This is a genomic window from Maricurvus nonylphenolicus, from assembly GCF_042854845.1.
Classification (GTDB): Bacteria; Pseudomonadota; Gammaproteobacteria; order Pseudomonadales; family Cellvibrionaceae; genus Maricurvus; species Maricurvus nonylphenolicus.
Genome location: NZ_AP031498.1, coordinates 1,594,571 through 1,610,699, shown reverse-complemented (window position 1 = coordinate 1,610,699; position 16,129 = coordinate 1,594,571). Strand labels below are relative to the sequence as shown.

At 47.1% G+C, this 16,129-nt stretch carries 14 protein-coding genes; 3 read left to right on the top strand and 11 right to left on the bottom strand.

What is annotated here, in order from left to right:
* Positions 1-76 precede the first annotated feature (76 nt).
* The 8 genes from ACGHZ6_RS06825 to ACGHZ6_RS06790 form a co-directional block, all read right to left on the bottom strand.
* Positions 77-859 carry an enoyl-CoA hydratase/isomerase family protein gene (locus tag ACGHZ6_RS06825; RefSeq protein ID WP_390618085.1) on the bottom strand — a complete coding sequence of 261 codons (783 nt, stop codon included), beginning with the start codon at positions 857-859 and terminating at the stop codon, positions 77-79.
* Positions 860-943: 84 nt separating this feature from the next.
* Positions 944-2,575 (bottom strand): AMP-binding protein, encoded by a 1,632-nt coding sequence (locus tag ACGHZ6_RS06820; RefSeq protein WP_390618084.1) that lies wholly within the window; start codon positions 2,573-2,575, stop codon positions 944-946.
* A gap of 198 nt (positions 2,576-2,773) precedes the next feature.
* Complete coding sequence (locus ACGHZ6_RS06815; RefSeq protein ID WP_390618083.1) at positions 2,774-3,556, bottom strand: enoyl-CoA hydratase/isomerase family protein; 783 nt, start codon at positions 3,554-3,556, stop codon at positions 2,774-2,776.
* Between the two features lie 45 nt (positions 3,557-3,601).
* Complete coding sequence (locus ACGHZ6_RS06810; protein WP_390618082.1) at positions 3,602-4,738, bottom strand: CaiB/BaiF CoA transferase family protein; 1,137 nt, start codon at positions 4,736-4,738, stop codon at positions 3,602-3,604.
* A gap of 106 nt (positions 4,739-4,844) precedes the next feature.
* On the bottom strand, positions 4,845-5,615 hold the full coding sequence (locus tag ACGHZ6_RS06805; RefSeq protein WP_390618081.1) for a 3-hydroxyacyl-CoA dehydrogenase: 771 nt from the start codon (positions 5,613-5,615) through the stop codon (positions 4,845-4,847).
* 65 nt (positions 5,616-5,680) lie between these two features.
* Complete coding sequence (locus ACGHZ6_RS06800) at positions 5,681-6,841, bottom strand: acyl-CoA dehydrogenase family protein (protein ID WP_390618080.1); 1,161 nt, start codon at positions 6,839-6,841, stop codon at positions 5,681-5,683.
* Between the two features lie 77 nt (positions 6,842-6,918).
* Positions 6,919-9,063 (bottom strand): 3-hydroxyacyl-CoA dehydrogenase NAD-binding domain-containing protein, encoded by a 2,145-nt coding sequence (locus ACGHZ6_RS06795; RefSeq protein ID WP_390618079.1) that lies wholly within the window; start codon positions 9,061-9,063, stop codon positions 6,919-6,921.
* Positions 9,064-9,139: 76 nt separating this feature from the next.
* Positions 9,140-10,348 (bottom strand): acetyl-CoA C-acetyltransferase, encoded by a 1,209-nt coding sequence (locus ACGHZ6_RS06790; protein ID WP_390618078.1) that lies wholly within the window; start codon positions 10,346-10,348, stop codon positions 9,140-9,142.
* 161 nt (positions 10,349-10,509) lie between these two features.
* Here ACGHZ6_RS06790 and ACGHZ6_RS06785 point away from each other — a divergent pair, with 161 nt between their 5' ends.
* Positions 10,510-11,517: an AraC family transcriptional regulator gene (locus ACGHZ6_RS06785; RefSeq protein WP_390618077.1), complete on the top strand. Its 1,008-nt coding sequence runs from the start codon at positions 10,510-10,512 to the stop codon at positions 11,515-11,517.
* Between the two features lie 70 nt (positions 11,518-11,587).
* Entirely contained in the window at positions 11,588-12,337 is a 750-nt protein-coding gene (locus ACGHZ6_RS06780; RefSeq protein ID WP_390618076.1) for a hypothetical protein, read from the top strand.
* A gap of 32 nt (positions 12,338-12,369) precedes the next feature.
* Here ACGHZ6_RS06780 and ACGHZ6_RS06775 read toward each other — a convergent pair whose 3' ends face one another.
* From ACGHZ6_RS06775 to ACGHZ6_RS06765, 3 genes are all read right to left on the bottom strand, one after another.
* Positions 12,370-12,921, bottom strand: coding sequence for a cytochrome b (locus ACGHZ6_RS06775; RefSeq protein ID WP_390618075.1), 552 nt, complete (start codon positions 12,919-12,921; stop codon positions 12,370-12,372).
* A 321-nt stretch (positions 12,922-13,242) separates the two neighbouring features.
* A complete protein-coding gene (locus tag ACGHZ6_RS06770; RefSeq protein WP_390618074.1) occupies positions 13,243-13,776 on the bottom strand; it encodes a hypothetical protein in 534 nt (177 codons plus the stop codon).
* Positions 13,777-13,789: 13 nt separating this feature from the next.
* The gene (locus ACGHZ6_RS06765) at positions 13,790-14,914 is read right to left on the bottom strand and encodes an NmrA family NAD(P)-binding protein (protein ID WP_390618073.1); all 1,125 of its coding nucleotides are present in this window, start codon (positions 14,912-14,914) and stop codon (positions 13,790-13,792) included.
* A gap of 142 nt (positions 14,915-15,056) precedes the next feature.
* Between ACGHZ6_RS06765 and ACGHZ6_RS06760 the strand changes: the two genes are divergently transcribed.
* Positions 15,057-16,082, top strand: coding sequence for a helix-turn-helix domain-containing protein (locus ACGHZ6_RS06760; protein WP_390618072.1), 1,026 nt, complete (start codon positions 15,057-15,059; stop codon positions 16,080-16,082).
* Positions 16,083-16,129: the final 47 nt, after the last annotated feature.

Sequence of the window (16,129 nt, the reverse complement as noted above, 5' to 3'; positions counted from 1 at the left end):
CCTTAAAGAAATAAGCGGGCTTGACACCGCTAGCTTGTCGATAGTTTTTGATTATCTAAGTGTATGACTAATCTAGTTAGTCAAAGTTTGGCTTTCTCTTTTCGGAAAAAGCTCTGATACCTTCACGCCCATTATCGGATCTAGCGCATTCAGCAATGAGTCGCCCTTCAATTTCCATTTGAGTTTCCAGGCCATTATCGAAGGTCTGAAGCAGTAGCTTTTTGATTGCACTATTTGATCCTGCAGCACCATTTAGAAAGTTTGATGCAACCGAATGCGCTCTTTCAAGCAGCTCGTCATCCGGTACTACGCAGTGAATCAAGTTCCATTCACACGCCTCACAAGCAGATAAAACTCGATTAGTAAACATTAACTCCTGAGTTTTTCTGATACCGATTAATCGGGGCAAATAATAAGAGGAGCTTCCATCGGGACTTAGACCGACATTGGTATACGCCATCGTAAAGGAAGACGATTCGCTGGCAATGACGTAATCCCCTGTCACTGCCAAACTAAAACCAGCACCAGCTGCAGTGCCATTCACCGCCATAATGACAGGAGCAGACATACGCGCAAAAGTAGAAATTGCTTTGTGCAGCTCATCAGCCATGCGTTTAACTTCTGGCGCAAGATCATCGCCCAGCTTCGACATACCGACTACGTCTCCACCAGCACAGAAAAATCGTCCATTCCCCGTCAAAATTACTGCTTTGATAGACGAGTCTAGATCAATGTCTTGCGCAGCATTTGCAAGTTCACGAGCCAACGCGTAATTCATTCCATTGGCTTGATTAGGCCGATCCAAAGTGATCAATGCCAAACCATCACCCTTTTTATAGATTAGATTTTCATAAACCATAATAAGTACAACTCCCTATGTAAGAACGAATTCTCAATATCTAACCCGCGAGCATCGCAAATGCTTGACGTACGCAATAAGGCTTTAGGATTGCCAAATCACCTGGTCACTAAAGCCCTGTTCTAACATGCTGGTAAACTGCTGCTCAATATCAGAACGTTTGAGTTTTAAGGTAGGGGTCAACAAACCGTTTTCAATACTCCATGGCTGCTTGGCCACCACAATATGATCTAAACGCTCGTGTGATTCCAACTGTTTGTTAACGCTGTTTAGTGTGGTTACCAATGATTTTTCAACATCATCCTTGGTCGCCCCTTGCTGCTCGCTGATAACAACCAAACCAACTGGCTGTGACATACCAGAACCTACAACACAGGATTGCTCAATAAAGATATCGGCTTCAAGCAGACTCTCGATAGGTACAGGCGCTACGTATTTACCTTTAGCGGTTTTAAACTGCTCTTTAACTCGACCAGTAATACTCCAGGAGCCATTGGCATCAAGCTTGGCTTTATCACCAGTTTTAAACCAACCATCCTCAAAGGCATCGGCTGTAGCCTCAGGGTTTTTATAATACTCTTTAAATACAGAGTCGCCTCGGACTAATAATTCACCATTATCGGCCAATTTAAATTCAAACGAAGACAATGGCACTCCGATTGTTCCCAACCGAGAGGTTTCAAAAGGTGAATTACTCGCGCCAGCCCCGGAGATCTCAGTCATACCCCATCCCTCGGCAATATCAACTCCCAAGCGGCCCCACCAGTGCAATAAACTGGGAGAAATGGGGGCAGTCCCGGAACCAAAGGACAGACAAGAGCCAAAGCCTAATTGCTTGCGAATCTTACCAGCAAACCATCTTCCAATAAGTGGAATGGAAAGAATTCTTTGTAAACGCTTATCAGGCATTTTGGCAAGAATCTGCGCCTGAAACTTGGCCCATAACCGTGGTACAGTAAGGAAAATCGTTGGCTTGGCGTGTTGCAAATCTGCCAAAAAAGTATCCAACGATTCGTTGAAAAAGATTTCCACCTGAGAAAATAGAGAACACATATTTACCAAACAACGTTCGGTAATATGGGCCATAGGCAGATAGGACAACATGCTGTCATCGTCCGAGGGGTACAGATCTGCCACAGCGGTTGCACCGGCAACCAAATTCTCCGCAGTTAAAACAACGCCTTTAGGGTTGCCTGTACTGCCACTGGTATAAACGATGGTATAGGTATCTTGCAATGCGGAAATCACGATATCCTGCTGCGGAGAATATTGCTGCAGCCAATCCAGCCACTGAATATCAGCTTCTACACCAGGGTATGGAAAACCAATAGTTGGCAATCCCGGATTGGCGGCATTAAGAGCCTCATAACCATCCAGTTTACCGACAAAAATAGCTTTACTACCACTGTGCGCAAGCACATAAGCTATGGTGTCTTCACCGGCAGTGGAATAGATAGGCACACTAATAAGGCCAGCCATAGCAATCGCCAGGTCGGCCACAATCCATTCCATGGAGTTTTTAGCCAAAATCGCAATACGATCACCTTTCTCAAAGCCTTGTGCCTGTAATGCTGTAGCTATGGTTCTTGCCTGAGTATCTACCTCAGACCAGCTGTAGGTTTTCCACTGACCGCTTTTGGGCTGATGTAAATAGCTCTTATGTGGTGTTGCTTCCACACGTTTTAAGAACTGCTGTATAGGATGAACATAGGTCATGATAAGCTCCCTAGCGTTATCTACCTTGAGAGTTTTGGTCGATCATCCGGCTTCAATATGTTTGAGGCTTATATTATGTTGATACTGTCTTCGCAGTTTTTTGCCTCATCTCTCCCCCCAAATGAATTAACCATTAGGAGTTACCAGCTCCCCTCTTACTCACTCAAAGAAGAGAGCTGGAAATTTAAGTGGGTTCTTTTACTTACCCACAAAAACAGGTTTCTTCTTCTCGAAGAAGGCCATGATAGCGCTCTGGCTGTCCTGGCTGGTAGAACAGGTGATCTGCAGTTTGGCTTCTTTGCCCAGAGTTTCTTCGAAGCTGGAGGTGTGAACACCGCGCATAATCTGCTTGCCATACTTCTGCGCCAGAGGAGCACCTTCAGCCAGGGTTTCGGCCCATGCTTGAGTACTTTCAATCAGCTTGTCGGCTTCTACAACTTTATTAACAATACCGTACTGCAAACACTCATCGGCCTGAATACGACCGGCTTCCAGGAAGGCCTGGTAAGCGCGCTTGTAACCCATGGCTTCAACCAGGTAGTGACTCATGCCACCGTCTGGTACCAGAGACAAACCTGCAAAAGGTACATACAAGAATGCACCTTCAGCCATCACCGCCAAATCACAGCTCAGTGCAATACCAGCACCAACGCCAGCACAGGCACCGTGGATAGAAGCAATGTAAGGCTTGCTGGATTCAGCAATGCCCATAATTACAGGCTTATATTCTTCGATAATTTGATCTTCGATGGTTTCAAAACCCGCCAGACCTTCGGTCAGGTCAGTACCGGAGGTAAAGCCTTTACCCTCTGCACGCAGTACGACTACGCGTACATCATCGTTAGCTTCAGATGCATCAACGGCGGCTTTTAACTCGTGACGCATTTTCTGGCTTACCGCATTCATCGCTTTCGGGCGATTCAGGGTAATGGTGGCTACGCGGTTTTCTACCGCGTAGGTAATTGTTTCATATTCGCTCATTGTTCTGCTCTCTTTCGCTTTACGCTAGGCGTTCAGACTAAGTAATTAGGTTAAAATTCCGGCTTGATCCAATGCTTCTACGGCACTGTCGTCGAAGCCCCAGGCAGACAATACCGCTTTGGTATCTGCACCTTCTGCGGGCGGCGCTGAAGGTACGGCACACTGGGTACGGCTAAAGCGTGGTGCCGGTGCAGGCTGCATATCACCATTTACATCGATATAGGTTTCGCGGGATTTGTTATGTGGATGCTCAACGGCTTCATGAATATCCAGAATGCCAGCAATACAGGCATCACTCCCTTCGAAAATCTCTGCCCATTCATCACGGGTTTTGGATTTAAAGGTTTCTGTCATGGTAGCTTTAATCTCGCCCCACTTCTCAGGGTTGTTTTGATCCTGAATAAAGCTTTCTGGCATGCCGGCTTTTTGTACCATCTCGGCAAAGAACTGTGGCTCAATCGGGCCAACAGAAATATGTTTACCATCAGCCGTTTCATAAGCGGCGTAGTAAGGTACACCACCGTCCAGCATGTTGGACTCACGATTAGAATTCCAAGCACCCAGCTTACTCATGGTGTAGAACATACTCATCAGGTGAGCTGAACCATCGGTAATAGCGGCATCAATAACCTGCCCTTTACCAGACTTCTGTACTTCTACCAACGCTGACAAAATACCCACAACCAGGAACATACTACCACCGGCATAGTCACCCACAATGTTCAGTGGTGGAACAGGACGCTCTTTGGTACCAATCGCAGCAGCGGCACCTGTCAGGGAGATATAGTTCATATCGTGGCCAGCGGAGTGTGCCAAAGTACCGGTTTGCCCCCAGCCGGTCATGCGGCCGTAAATGATCTTTTCGTTGCGCGCCATACACGCATCTGGGCCAAAACCTAATTTCTCGGCAACGCCTGGGCGGTTACCTTCAAAGATAACATCAGCTTGCTCTACCAGCTTCATCAGTGCATCGAGACCTTCTGGCTTGCGCAAATCCAGAGCGATACTTTTCTTACCACGGGAATTCACATCCATGGCGGAAGGCGGCGCAATAGAGTTTGGCTTGGAAGCACGCTCAACCACAATCACTTCGGCACCCAGATCCGCCAGAATTTGACCGGCATAGGGGCCAGGGCCAATGCCCTTCATTTCAATAATTTTGATACCTGCTAAAGGTCCCATGATTTTCACCTGATGCTAAAACTAAAAAAGACGACTTCAATTTAATCCAAGAGCGACGAAAAAAAAGCCGAGTCTCATTTGAGTGCTCGGCTTTTTTATCAGCAGCTTACTTAGGCTGCATACGGATACCGGAATCCATACGGATACATTCACCGTTGATGTAATCGTTCTCAACAATGGACTGCGCCAGTTGAGCAATTTCATCAGGCTTACCTAAACGCTGAGGGAACAAGGTGCTGGCGCACAGGCTGTCATAAGCTTCTTTAGGCAGAGTGTCGAACAACGGCGTGTGAATCAGACCAGGTACGATGGTATTTACACGAATACCGTAGCTTGCCAGGTCACGTGCAGCTGGCAGGGTCATACCTACAACACCACCTTTAGAGGCAGAGTAAGCAACCTGACCAATTTGACCTTCGTAAGCAGCGACAGAAGCGGTATTCATAATAACGCCACGCTGGCCATCTGCATCAACAGGCTCTTGCTTGCTCATTTGCTCGGCAGCCAGACGCATAACGTTGAAGGTACCTACCAGGTTAACATCGATAACAAACTTGTAGGCGTCTAGCGGGAAAGCACCTTTTTTGCTAACAGTTTTCATGGCGTTACCGATACCGGCGTAGTTGTTACAAATGTGTACAGCGCCGAAAGCTTCAACAGTAGCAGCCAACGCAGACTTCACTGCGTCTTCATCAGCAACGTTAACGTTTTGGTAGATAACCGCATCGCCCAGTTCTTCTGCAATCGCGTTACCACGCTCATCGTTCATATCGAAGATGGCAACTTTTGCACCGTTAGCTACATAACGACGTACGGTACCTTCACCCAAACCAGAAGCACCACCGGTTACGATGGCAACCTTACCATTAATATCCATTACAAAATCCTCTATATTTCAAAAGCCACTGGATACCCGCCTAAGCGGGTATGACGTGCTAATTTTCAATCTAAGTTGCTGGTGTAGTTTTCGGAGAAAATGTCACGGCCGATAATCAGCTTCATAATCTCGGAACTACCCGCCAGGATGCGGTTAATACGTGCATCAGTGAACATGCCGCAGATGGGGTATTCTTTCATGTAACCCGCACCCCCGTGCAGCTGTACGCCCAGATCCAGCATCTTCCACTCAATCTCAGTACACTGCAGCTTAGCTTTAGCAGCCATATTTACAGTTAGATTGCCTTCGTTGTGACGAGCAACCAATGCATCAACAAAGGTTTCCAAGACTTCAATCTCGGCATCCATTTCTGCCATTTTGAACTGGGTGTTTTGCATGTAGGCCAATGGCTTACCAAATACTTTACGCTCAAGAACAAACTCACGCGTCATGTTGAACGCACGACGAGCATTGGCAATCGCACCAGTAGCACCAATCAAACGCTCCTCAGCCAAACCTTGCATCAAGTAGAAGAAACCGTGACCAGGCTCACCCAGGATGTTTTCTTTAGGAATGATCACGTTGTTAAAGAACAACTCAGCGGTGTCCTGCGCTTTCATACCCATTTTGTCGAGGTTACGACCTCGCTCAAAACCTTCCATACCGCGCTCAACCACACATAGAGTCATGGCGTGTGGGTTGTTGTCTGGATCAGACTTAGCGGCCACAATCACCAGGTCGGCGTTAATACCGTTGGAGATATAGGTTTTGGAACCGTTGAGGATGTAGTGATCGCCTTCTTCACGGATAGTTGAACGCATACCCGCCAGGTCACTTCCGGCATCCGGTTCGGTCATGGCGATGGCCAGGATCTTTTTACCAGAAGCACAGTCAGGTAACCAACGTTGCTTTTGCTCTTCGTTACCGAAGTGATCAATATACGGGCCAACTAAACGGCTGTGCAGAGTAGCGAACCACTCACCGGTGCCGGCGCGGGCATTTTCTTCAATAATAATTTGCTCGTAACGGAAGTCACGGTCACCCAGACCACCGTACTGCTCTTCTGGCCAGATCATCAGGAAGCCCTGCTCACCGGCTTTTTCAAACGCTTCGCGATCTACAATATTGTTTTCGCGCCACTTCTCCATATTTGGAGCAATTTCAGCTTCCAGAAACTTGCGGTAAGCCTCTCGAAACATATTTTGTTCTTCAGTGAAATTACGCATAAGTACTCTCGCTTTAGATAGAGGGCCTGATGGAACCGCCAGGCCCTGGTGTCGATATTACTGTTTGGTATTAAGACTTATTGGAAAGTCTCACCCGCAGCAATTTTCTCAGCTACGATAGCTGGACACTCAAAACGCTCACCGTACTGGGCAGCCAGTTCGCCACAGCGAGCTTGGAATTTCTCCAGACCATAAGTATTAACGAACTGAATGAAACCGCCAGTCCAAACAGGTGCACCAATACCCATGATGGAACCGATGTTACCGTCAGCTACGCTGCGCAGTACGTTGGTTTCCAGACACTTCAGGGTTTCGATAACCTGACGGAACAGGATACGGTCTTTGATGTCTTGATCAGAGATCTCGTAATCAGCGTTGAAGTATTTCTCTACCACTGGCGTCCAGATGGTTTTGCCAGCGTCAGAGTACTCGTAGAAGCCACCACCGTGGTAACGACCACCGCGACCGTTCTGGGTAATCATAAAGTCGATGATTTCTTCCTGCACATCATTAGGACCGAACTTACCGTATACGCCCATTTCTTTGTGGGTTTCACCGGCCTTACGGGCCAACTCAATGCTCACCTCATCCTGAACAGCCAGAGGACCTACAGGCATACCAACGGCTTTGGCAACGTTGTCGATACGAACAGGGTTAGTACCGTCAACCAACAGGCGGTTACCTTCGTCCATAAAGGTGCCGAACGTACGTGAGGTGTAGAAGGCCAGAGAATCGTTAACAACGATTGGGGTCTTCTTGATTTGGCGGGTGTAGTCGAAGGCTTTGGCCAGGGCTACGTCATTGGTTTTCTCACCACAGATGATTTCTACCAATGGCATTTTGTCTACTGGGGAGAAGAAGTGAATACCGATAAAGTTCTCTGGTTTCTCAGAGGCTTCAGCCAACTGAGTGATAGGCAGGGTTGAGGTGTTGGAACCCCAGATACCACCTTCAGCCAGGTATTGTTCGGTAGACTGAGTGATCTTGTTTTTCAGCTCGATGTTTTCGAACACAGCTTCGATAATCAGGTCACAACCTTGCAGATCAGCATCGTCAGCGGTTGGTTTGATCAGCGCCAGTACTTCGGCTTTTTTCTCTTCAGTCATACGACCGCGAGAAACGCGCTTGTCCAGCAGCTTCTCAGTGTAAGCCTTACCTTTCTCGGCAGCTTCAACAGAGATGTCTTTCAGTACAACTTCGATACCCGCCATGGCAGAAGAGTAAGCAATACCCTGACCCATCATACCGGCACCCAGAATACCCACTTTCTTGGTCAGCTGAGGCTCAACATCTTTCGGACGAGACGCACCACCGTTAACCTTGTTCAGACCGAAGAAGAAGGTGCTGATCATGTTTTTGGCTTCTGGGGTAACCGCCAGGTAAGTCAGACCACGGCTTTCAATGGTCATGGCAGTGTCGAAGTCCAGACGTGCCGCTTCTACCGCACAATCCAGAATCTGCTCAGGGGCAGGCAGCAGACCACGGGTCTTTTGAGCCAACATCGCTGGAGCACCGGTAATAACCTGAGCCAGCTTAGGCGAGTTAGCGCTACCGCCAGGAATCTTAAAGCCTTTAACGTCCCAAGGCTGAACCGCAGCAGCTTCGTTACCTTTTTGCTCCAGAATATAAGCTTTAGCACGTGGTACCAGTTCTTCCAGAGATGCTACAGTCTCGTGGATCATGCCAGCTTTCAGGGCTTTAGCAGGAACAACTTTTTTACCTTCCATCAGGAAAGGCAGAGCGTTTGCCAGACCCAGCAGGTTTACCATACGCACAACACCTCCACCGCCAGGCAGCAGACCCAGGCTTACTTCTGGCAGGCCCAGCTGTACAGATTTGTGGTCGTAGGCAATACGGTAGTTGGTAGACAGACAGATCTCAAAACCGCCACCCAGTGCAGCACCGTTAATAGCAGCAACAACAGGTACAGGCAGTTTTTCCAAGCGACGCATGTCGGCTTTCATGTCTTCAACTGTGTTAAAGAACTCTTCTACATTTTCTGGCTGAGCGGCCAGCAGAGAGTTCAGGTCACCACCGGCAAAGAAGGTTTTCTTGGCAGAGGCAATAACAACACCGGTCAGGCCATCTTCTTTTTCCAGTTTATCAATCATCTCTTTCCACAGAGGGTTGAACTCGGCACTCATAGAGTTAACCGGGCCGTTCATGTCCATAGTAACGGTTACGATACCGTCAGCATCTTTTTCGTAATTAAATCCGCTCATTGTCTTTTTCCTAAATTCTGTATTCGTTCGTTAAGGCTTCTTTCGTTAGCTCAGGGCTGTTTAGCTCAAAGCTGCCTTACACACGCTCGATAATGGTAGAAATACCCATACCACCGCCCACACACAGAGACAGCATGGCGCGCTTGGCACCGCGACGCTCCAGCTCGTCCAGCATGGTGCTTACCAGCATGGCACCAGTCGCACCCAGTGGGTGACCCATAGCAATCGCACCACCGTTAACGTTGGTTACTTCGTGGCTGATATCCAGGTCTTTCATGTAGCGCATTGCAACAGAAGCGAAGGCTTCGTTGATTTCCCACAGATCAATGTCGGAAGGCTTCAGGCCAGCTTTGTCCAGTGCTTTCTTAGCAGCTGGGCCAGGGCCTGTCAGCATGATGATTGGGCAGTTAGCCAGAACCGCAGTGGCAACAATGCGACCACGTGGTTGCAGGCCCAGATCTTTACCGGCTTTCTCGCTACCGATCAGAACGGCAGACGCACCATCAACAATACCGGAAGAGTTACCTGGGGTATGAACGTGGTTAACTTTTTCCAGGGTGTTGTATTTTTTCAGGATAACGTCGTCGAAACCAAAGCTGCCCATCATTTCGAAAGAGGCTTTCAGGTTACCCAGGCCTTCCATGGTAGTGTCAGGCTTGATGAAGTCATCTTTTTCCAGAATAGTCAGACCGTTCTTGTCAGTTACAGGCAGAACAGACTTGTCGAACCAACCGTTATCACGGGCGTTGGTAGCACGCTTTTGAGATTCCAGTGCGTAAGCATCAACGTCTTCACGGCTCCAACCTTCCAGGCTGGCAATCACGTCAGCACCAATACCCTGAGGTACGAAACCAGACTTCAGTTGGAAAGCGGCGTCGCCCCCCATAGCACCACCGTTGGAGCCCATAGGTACGCGAGACATACACTCAACACCACCGGCAACAACCAAGTCTTCCCAGCCAGATGCAATCTTCTGAGCGGCAATGTTTACAGCTTCCAGACCAGAGGCACAGAAACGGTCCAGCTGAACACCAGCTACAGACTCATCCCAATCGGCGTTCTGAACAATCATCTTGGCAACATCGGAACCCTGCTCACCAACCGGGGTTACACAGCCCATAACAACGTCGTCAACGTAAGAAGTATCCAGATCGTGACGCGCCTGCAGGCCTTTCAGCAGACCAGCACCCAGATCAATGGGTTTTACTTCGTGCAAGCTGCCGTCTTTTTTACCCTTACTGCGCGGGGTACGCACGGCGTCGTAGATATAAGCGTGATTTGTCATCTTTTGCCTCTTCTGTAGTTTTAAGTCCTGGATGGACGGTTGTGGACTCAGTGTGCGCCTTTAACCAACCGGCAACCATGGCCTCGGCACTCAAAAAAATAGGCATAAACTGACAAACCAGGCTATTATGGCAATTATGTTTCTATGACTGGGTAACCGCCGTGCAAGCAGCCACCATATCCCCCTTCTTTGTGAAAGCCTCGTTACAGGGGGCTATAAGGAAGGGTTATAACCCGGAAGAGATCCTCCTGGCGCAGGGATTACCGCCCCAAATCCTGCAGAACCCCAAGTTAAGAATATCGACATTAGCGTTTGCTGAGCTATCTAAAGCACTCACAGAACTCATGCGCGATGAAGCTGTGGGCTTACTCCAAAAACCCAGCCCTATAGGCCAGTTACGCCTGCTAACTCAAGCCTGCCTGGCCTGCAGAAACCTGAAGGAATCCATGACTACCTGGCGTGATGGCACCAACTGGCTGGACAGCAGTGTGTCGGCCTACAGCAACTTCACCGACAATGGTGGCTTTATTGCCCTTAACTGCGATATCGCCGAGGACATTGAAGTCACCTATATCACCGACACCCTGCTGACTACCTTCCACCGTATTCACTGCTGGCTGGCCAATGAATTTCTACCCATTGAGCGAGTTGATCTAAGCTATGAAAAACCGGCCCACAGTGAAGAGCACCGGTTTGTCTATTACGGTGCCCCGGTGCATTACGGACAGCGCCGTAATGCACTGCATTTCAGCAAGCAGATACTCGAACGCCCCTGCCAACGTACCGCCGATGAACTTAGGCAGCTATACCGAAACCCGCACGCCTATATTTTGACTCTGCCTAGGCAATCAAAATCAGCCTATATCAAAACCCGACTATGGATGGAAAAACTGTTCCGTGAAGGTAACGGCCTGCCGCAACTCAATGAAGCCGCAGACTATATGGGCCTGACCGAACAAACGCTGCGCCGGCGCTTAAAAGCTGATGGCTATTCGTTTAACAAGCTTAAAGAAGACACGCGACGGGACATGGCGATTTATTACATCAAACAAAGCCAGCAGAGTGTGGAGGAGATTGCCTTTCGGCTGGGATTTTCGGAAGCGAGTACGTTTATTCGGGCGTTTAAGAAGTGGACGGGCTTGACGCCTTTGGCCTACAGGAAACTATAATTCCATTATATCTGTAACCTATACTCATAAAACGCTCTCCGCAGAAGATGAAGTTTACCGGCTGCTTATAATGAAAAGGCGTAAAACCAACATACTGATATTACTGTGTATCCTTATATGCGGTATTTGCTTTAACCTGAATTCACTGGCAGAGCCACCAACGAATGAAATCAGAGTAGGCCTTCCACTGGGTAATCCTCCCTGGTTATACAAGGATGAAACCACAGGTGAACTCAAGGGCTATGAACTCAGCATTCAGCAAGAACTGTTCGAGCCGCTAGGCTTAAGCTCACAGATTAAGCCCTATAAAAATCTGGTGCGCATGGCTGCTGAAATGGTTAAGGGAATGATCGATGCCGGCCCTCTTATTTATTCTCAAGGTTTAGACCTAATCAACTCCCCTAATGTGTCATGCTCCCCCAAAGCCTACAGCGTAAGCGAAGCTTACTTTTATGCATTAAAAGACAGCAATATTGAACCAACCCAGGATTTATTGGAACTCGCTAACTATCATGTAGCCTTCACACGCCTCGGAGACATTCACAAACTCCAACCTAATATGGCCACCTCCACTCACCGCAACCCCAAAGAAGCATTAAAAATGCTGATCAGCGGTAGAGCGCAGCTGCTTTTATCCAATCCTTCCACTATCAAATTTTGGGAGAATCAGGGTTTAGGCAGCTTTAAACCTATATACACCGTCGGAGACTATCAAATTCACATGTGCTTCTCCCATGCCAGCTTGGGCAAAGCAAGGGCAGATGAATATGCCAGTCAAATTAGCGATAAATCGGCGGAATTATCAACGCGTTATAAATAACTCTTTCATCCACAAGCCTTCTGAAAAACCTCCTAGACTTGATTACGTTTCACAAACGGCAGCATATTGCGCAACACCTGGTCCTTGTCGATCCAGTGATGCTTTAATGCCGCCACAATATGCACCACAAGCAAACCAATAATCAACCAGTAACCAGCAATATGCAGTGACACCAACAATTCATAATAGCTATCATCAATCAGGTTAAAACTGGAGTAATTGATGCCGTAATTTGCTGCCACAAAGTCCTGGGATGTGGTTGAGGCCAATAAAATACCAATTACAATCTGCGCAAACATTGCGATATATAACAGGTAATGCACAGCCTTGGCTGCCAACACCTGCACAGCCGACATAGCCTCGGGCAATGAAGGAAAGCCTTTGCTGGCTCGCCAGATGGTTCTTATCACCAGGCAAATTAGAATCGTGGTCACGGACATGCCGTGGTCACCATATTCAATAATCTTTAGGTCACCCGGCAACTGGGACATGCCTTTAGAAAAAATAAGTGTGGCCAGAATATTTAACGCCATTAACCAGTGAATAAATCTGTCAAATCCACCGTACTGATAACTGTCTTTCATATACAAACTTCCTGACAAGGGTTTATGTAATTATATTTATCAGGTAATCACCCACAAATACATCTTGTGAACATTATGAGGGTATTCATGCCGGCCTAATCGGTTATTACCAGACAACAAGAGGTTATATCCTGACACACATAATCGCATGTAAAAAAATGGCCAGACAAACTCAGTTTATCCAGCCGTACAGAGAACCTTCCCAGTAGTCGGGAATGGATGAGAGATTTCCACCTCAAAGAGAGAAACTCGATTGTAATCTCACATCTGAAAATTACATCGATACTTTCAGACATATTAACAGTGAAAACCTGCCAATATTTACTCTACCACGCCACTTTCCAACAAGAATTTCAACACTCCCTGATATTGGGCTATGCGAGCGGTGTAATAATCTCTCACCAACTTATCCGGCAAGGTAAAACCACCCATGGTGGCTTGAGCCATCGCACGGTCAAATTCCAGCTCGTAGGTGAACAGGGTAGAAAACAAACCAAACCTTTCGAAATGGCGGGTTACTTTTAAGTAATACGGATTCGAGGAGGTGGTGGTAGCCTCAACAAGCTTAGGAGCATTCAGTGAGGTAATTTCTACTTGTGTTAGAAAGTGTGGCCTTATCCCAAGATGGGAATCCTCTAGATAGACTGCACCCAGACCAAATTCATCATCTGAGGTCATGGTATTGACCTCCTCACGCCACAGTGGATCATTGAGTAAATTAGCCGCGAAATCAAAGACTATATTCTGACTGCGGTGAATAATTACCGAATGCTCAACTTTGATAAGGTTATCAGCCTGTACATTAAGCGCCATTATGGACACCAGCAGTACAACCATGAGCTTGAGTTTTTGCATTGTTATATATCCTCTAGTTAACGTTAAGTGAATACTCTGTAGATTGGTGATTTGAAGACTTTTCTAGCGCGTGTTTATTTTCTTTTATCCACTGACGAAGTGATTTTGGTTTTCTCTGTAAAATGACCTCAAGATGATCGTAATACACATCTTCCGCTTTGGATTCCCACAGCTTCCTCACCAGTAGTTCTTTCAACCAGCGAGGTCCTTTCAGCTGAATACAGGCAGCCACTTTACCTTTGATGCCACCCATAGCATCTTTGGCAATATCAGCCATGACTGAGTCTTCCCAACGGAAGTAGGCAATCATAAAATCGGCTGCCCCCTTGCCGAACTTCTTATCCAATTCAACACCAATCCATTGTCGATACGTCTTTTCTCCTTCGATATAAGTGATTTTTCGACCAAGTTCTTCCGATAGAATTTTGGATACATCGTGAAAATCCCAGCAATCGATGCCATTATTAAGGAGATAATCCGCACCAATGTCCTGTGGATTTCTGCGTAAAAATATTCTTGCTGCAGCCTCCCCTACCTCAGCAGGATCTACATAGGGCATGTGATGACATTTCACTTCTGCCAGAATATCCGCATTGACGATTCCCGAACCATGCCAAATACCTGACAGGTCATCCATAAAGTAAGCTGCCACTGACGTGTAGGTAACCGGTAACCCAGAGGCATCAAATAACTGACGTGCGATCGTATGGCCAACAGCTGCACTTGCTCCACCGTTAAAGTTTCGCAAAAACTCCGGCACACGATCCAAGGTCATGCCTGGAGGGTCCCCCATAAGCCTAACGATATGGCGAATGGAGCCAGAACCCTTGGCGGCGTTAATGATATTAGAGACGGCAAGTTGCTCATTAGTGAAGTCCGGGGTAATCATATACACCCCCTCTACCCCATCGAATGCAGTCACTAACGATTCAAGATCGTAGTAACTACAGACACATACCTCCGCATGGGGATACCTTTGCTGCAAGGCTACTCGTTTGGCATTATCACTGGTTGCTAAGCGAAGTCTGATATCTGGTGCGTGTTTTAAGATATGGTCAGCGACCCCGCTGCCCACATGGCCTGAGGCACCAAATACCAAAATGGAAGCCAGCGGATCACTAAAGTTAGCGTCAGACATTGATAACCCCTATTCACTTTAAGCTGAGTAATAAAGGCTATAGAATATCTTTCCAGCCATTTAAATCTGGTTGGCAAAGTACATATTTCTGTGATTATCAGACAACCTAAAACTATAAACATAATGAAATTGAGGAACACTGATGCAAGAGACAGAAGACACCAAGTTTTCCTCACTGCACGCCCATGTGTTACTGGATTTTTTAGCTGAGGAAGGCCATCTGCAAACATCTGAAATATCAGAGTTCACGAAACAATTCACCAACGCCAGAGACAACACCATAGATAGCACCATAGCTTACAGGGATTTCAAGCACCTGATAGCTATTGCACTGCAACACATCCCCAATCCCGAACTGGGTCTTCAATTTGGAAACAGAATCAACATTACCGGGTTGAGTGAGCTTGGATTAGCGTCCCTGGCCAGCAGCCGTCCGATAGAAGTTTTACAATTAATTCAAGAGTTCGGCTGCATTATCAATCCGGCACTGACAATCGATTACAGCCAGAAAAACAATCAACTACACGTTGCCATTGTAGAAGCTCTGCCTTGGGATGGGACAGGCACCTTTATGATCGACACCTTTCTCGCAATTGTGTCATCGGGCCTGCAGGCATTAAACGCTGTGCCACAAACGCATATACATTACCACCTTAAACACATCACCCCTGCAAATCATTCGATTTACCAGCGGCATTTGTATGGTCATGTAACTGCTTCGCAAGAGGGAAATGAGATAATCCTTAGCCTCCGGGCGGGGGATATAAAAACCGGCTTCAACAATCCCAGTGCTGTCAAATTCACTACAACCGTTTTGGAGAAACAACGGGGATCATTACAACACCTCTCCAACAGCCTATCCAAACAAGTAAAAGTGATCTTGGAAGAAGATATAGAATCTCCTCCCAATATGGAAAATCTGGCGCAGACATTTAATTTATCAGCGAAATCGTTTGAGAGACACCTTAAAAAAGAAGGGACAAGCTACCAACAGTTACTCACTCAAGTACGTAAAAAGATCGCAGTCAACCTGTTAACCTCATCAAACGTATCCATCATCGATATTGCAACTCGACTTGGCTACAAGGATTCATCGAATTTCAGCAAGGCGTTTCGAGACTGGACAAATCAATCGCCCAGTAATTTTAGAAAATCCAACAGACAATAAAAAAACGGCCGCATTAAGCGGCCGTTTTTAGCAGGTTCAGCGATTGA

Coding starts and splice junctions, on each gene's coding strand:
- ACGHZ6_RS06810 (WP_390618082.1), bottom strand. CDS start 4,738: ATGGGACCTTTAGCAGGTATCAAAATTATTGAAATGAAGGGCATTGGC.
- ACGHZ6_RS06760 (WP_390618072.1), top strand. CDS start 15,057: ATGCAAGAGACAGAAGACACCAAGTTTTCCTCACTGCACGCCCATGTG.
- ACGHZ6_RS06765 (WP_390618073.1), bottom strand. CDS start 14,914: ATGTCTGACGCTAACTTTAGTGATCCGCTGGCTTCCATTTTGGTATTT.
- ACGHZ6_RS06790 (WP_390618078.1), bottom strand. CDS start 10,348: ATGACAAATCACGCTTATATCTACGACGCCGTGCGTACCCCGCGCAGT.
- ACGHZ6_RS06800 (WP_390618080.1), bottom strand. CDS start 6,841: ATGCGTAATTTCACTGAAGAACAAAATATGTTTCGAGAGGCTTACCGC.
- ACGHZ6_RS06815 (WP_390618083.1), bottom strand. CDS start 3,556: ATGAGCGAATATGAAACAATTACCTACGCGGTAGAAAACCGCGTAGCC.
- ACGHZ6_RS06805 (WP_390618081.1), bottom strand. CDS start 5,615: ATGGATATTAATGGTAAGGTTGCCATCGTAACCGGTGGTGCTTCTGGT.
- ACGHZ6_RS06780 (WP_390618076.1), top strand. CDS start 11,588: ATGAAAAGGCGTAAAACCAACATACTGATATTACTGTGTATCCTTATA.
- ACGHZ6_RS06825 (WP_390618085.1), bottom strand. CDS start 859: ATGGTTTATGAAAATCTAATCTATAAAAAGGGTGATGGTTTGGCATTG.
- ACGHZ6_RS06795 (WP_390618079.1), bottom strand. CDS start 9,063: ATGAGCGGATTTAATTACGAAAAAGATGCTGACGGTATCGTAACCGTT.
- ACGHZ6_RS06775 (WP_390618075.1), bottom strand. CDS start 12,921: ATGAAAGACAGTTATCAGTACGGTGGATTTGACAGATTTATTCACTGG.
- ACGHZ6_RS06820 (WP_390618084.1), bottom strand. CDS start 2,575: ATGACCTATGTTCATCCTATACAGCAGTTCTTAAAACGTGTGGAAGCA.
- ACGHZ6_RS06770 (WP_390618074.1), bottom strand. CDS start 13,776: ATGCAAAAACTCAAGCTCATGGTTGTACTGCTGGTGTCCATAATGGCG.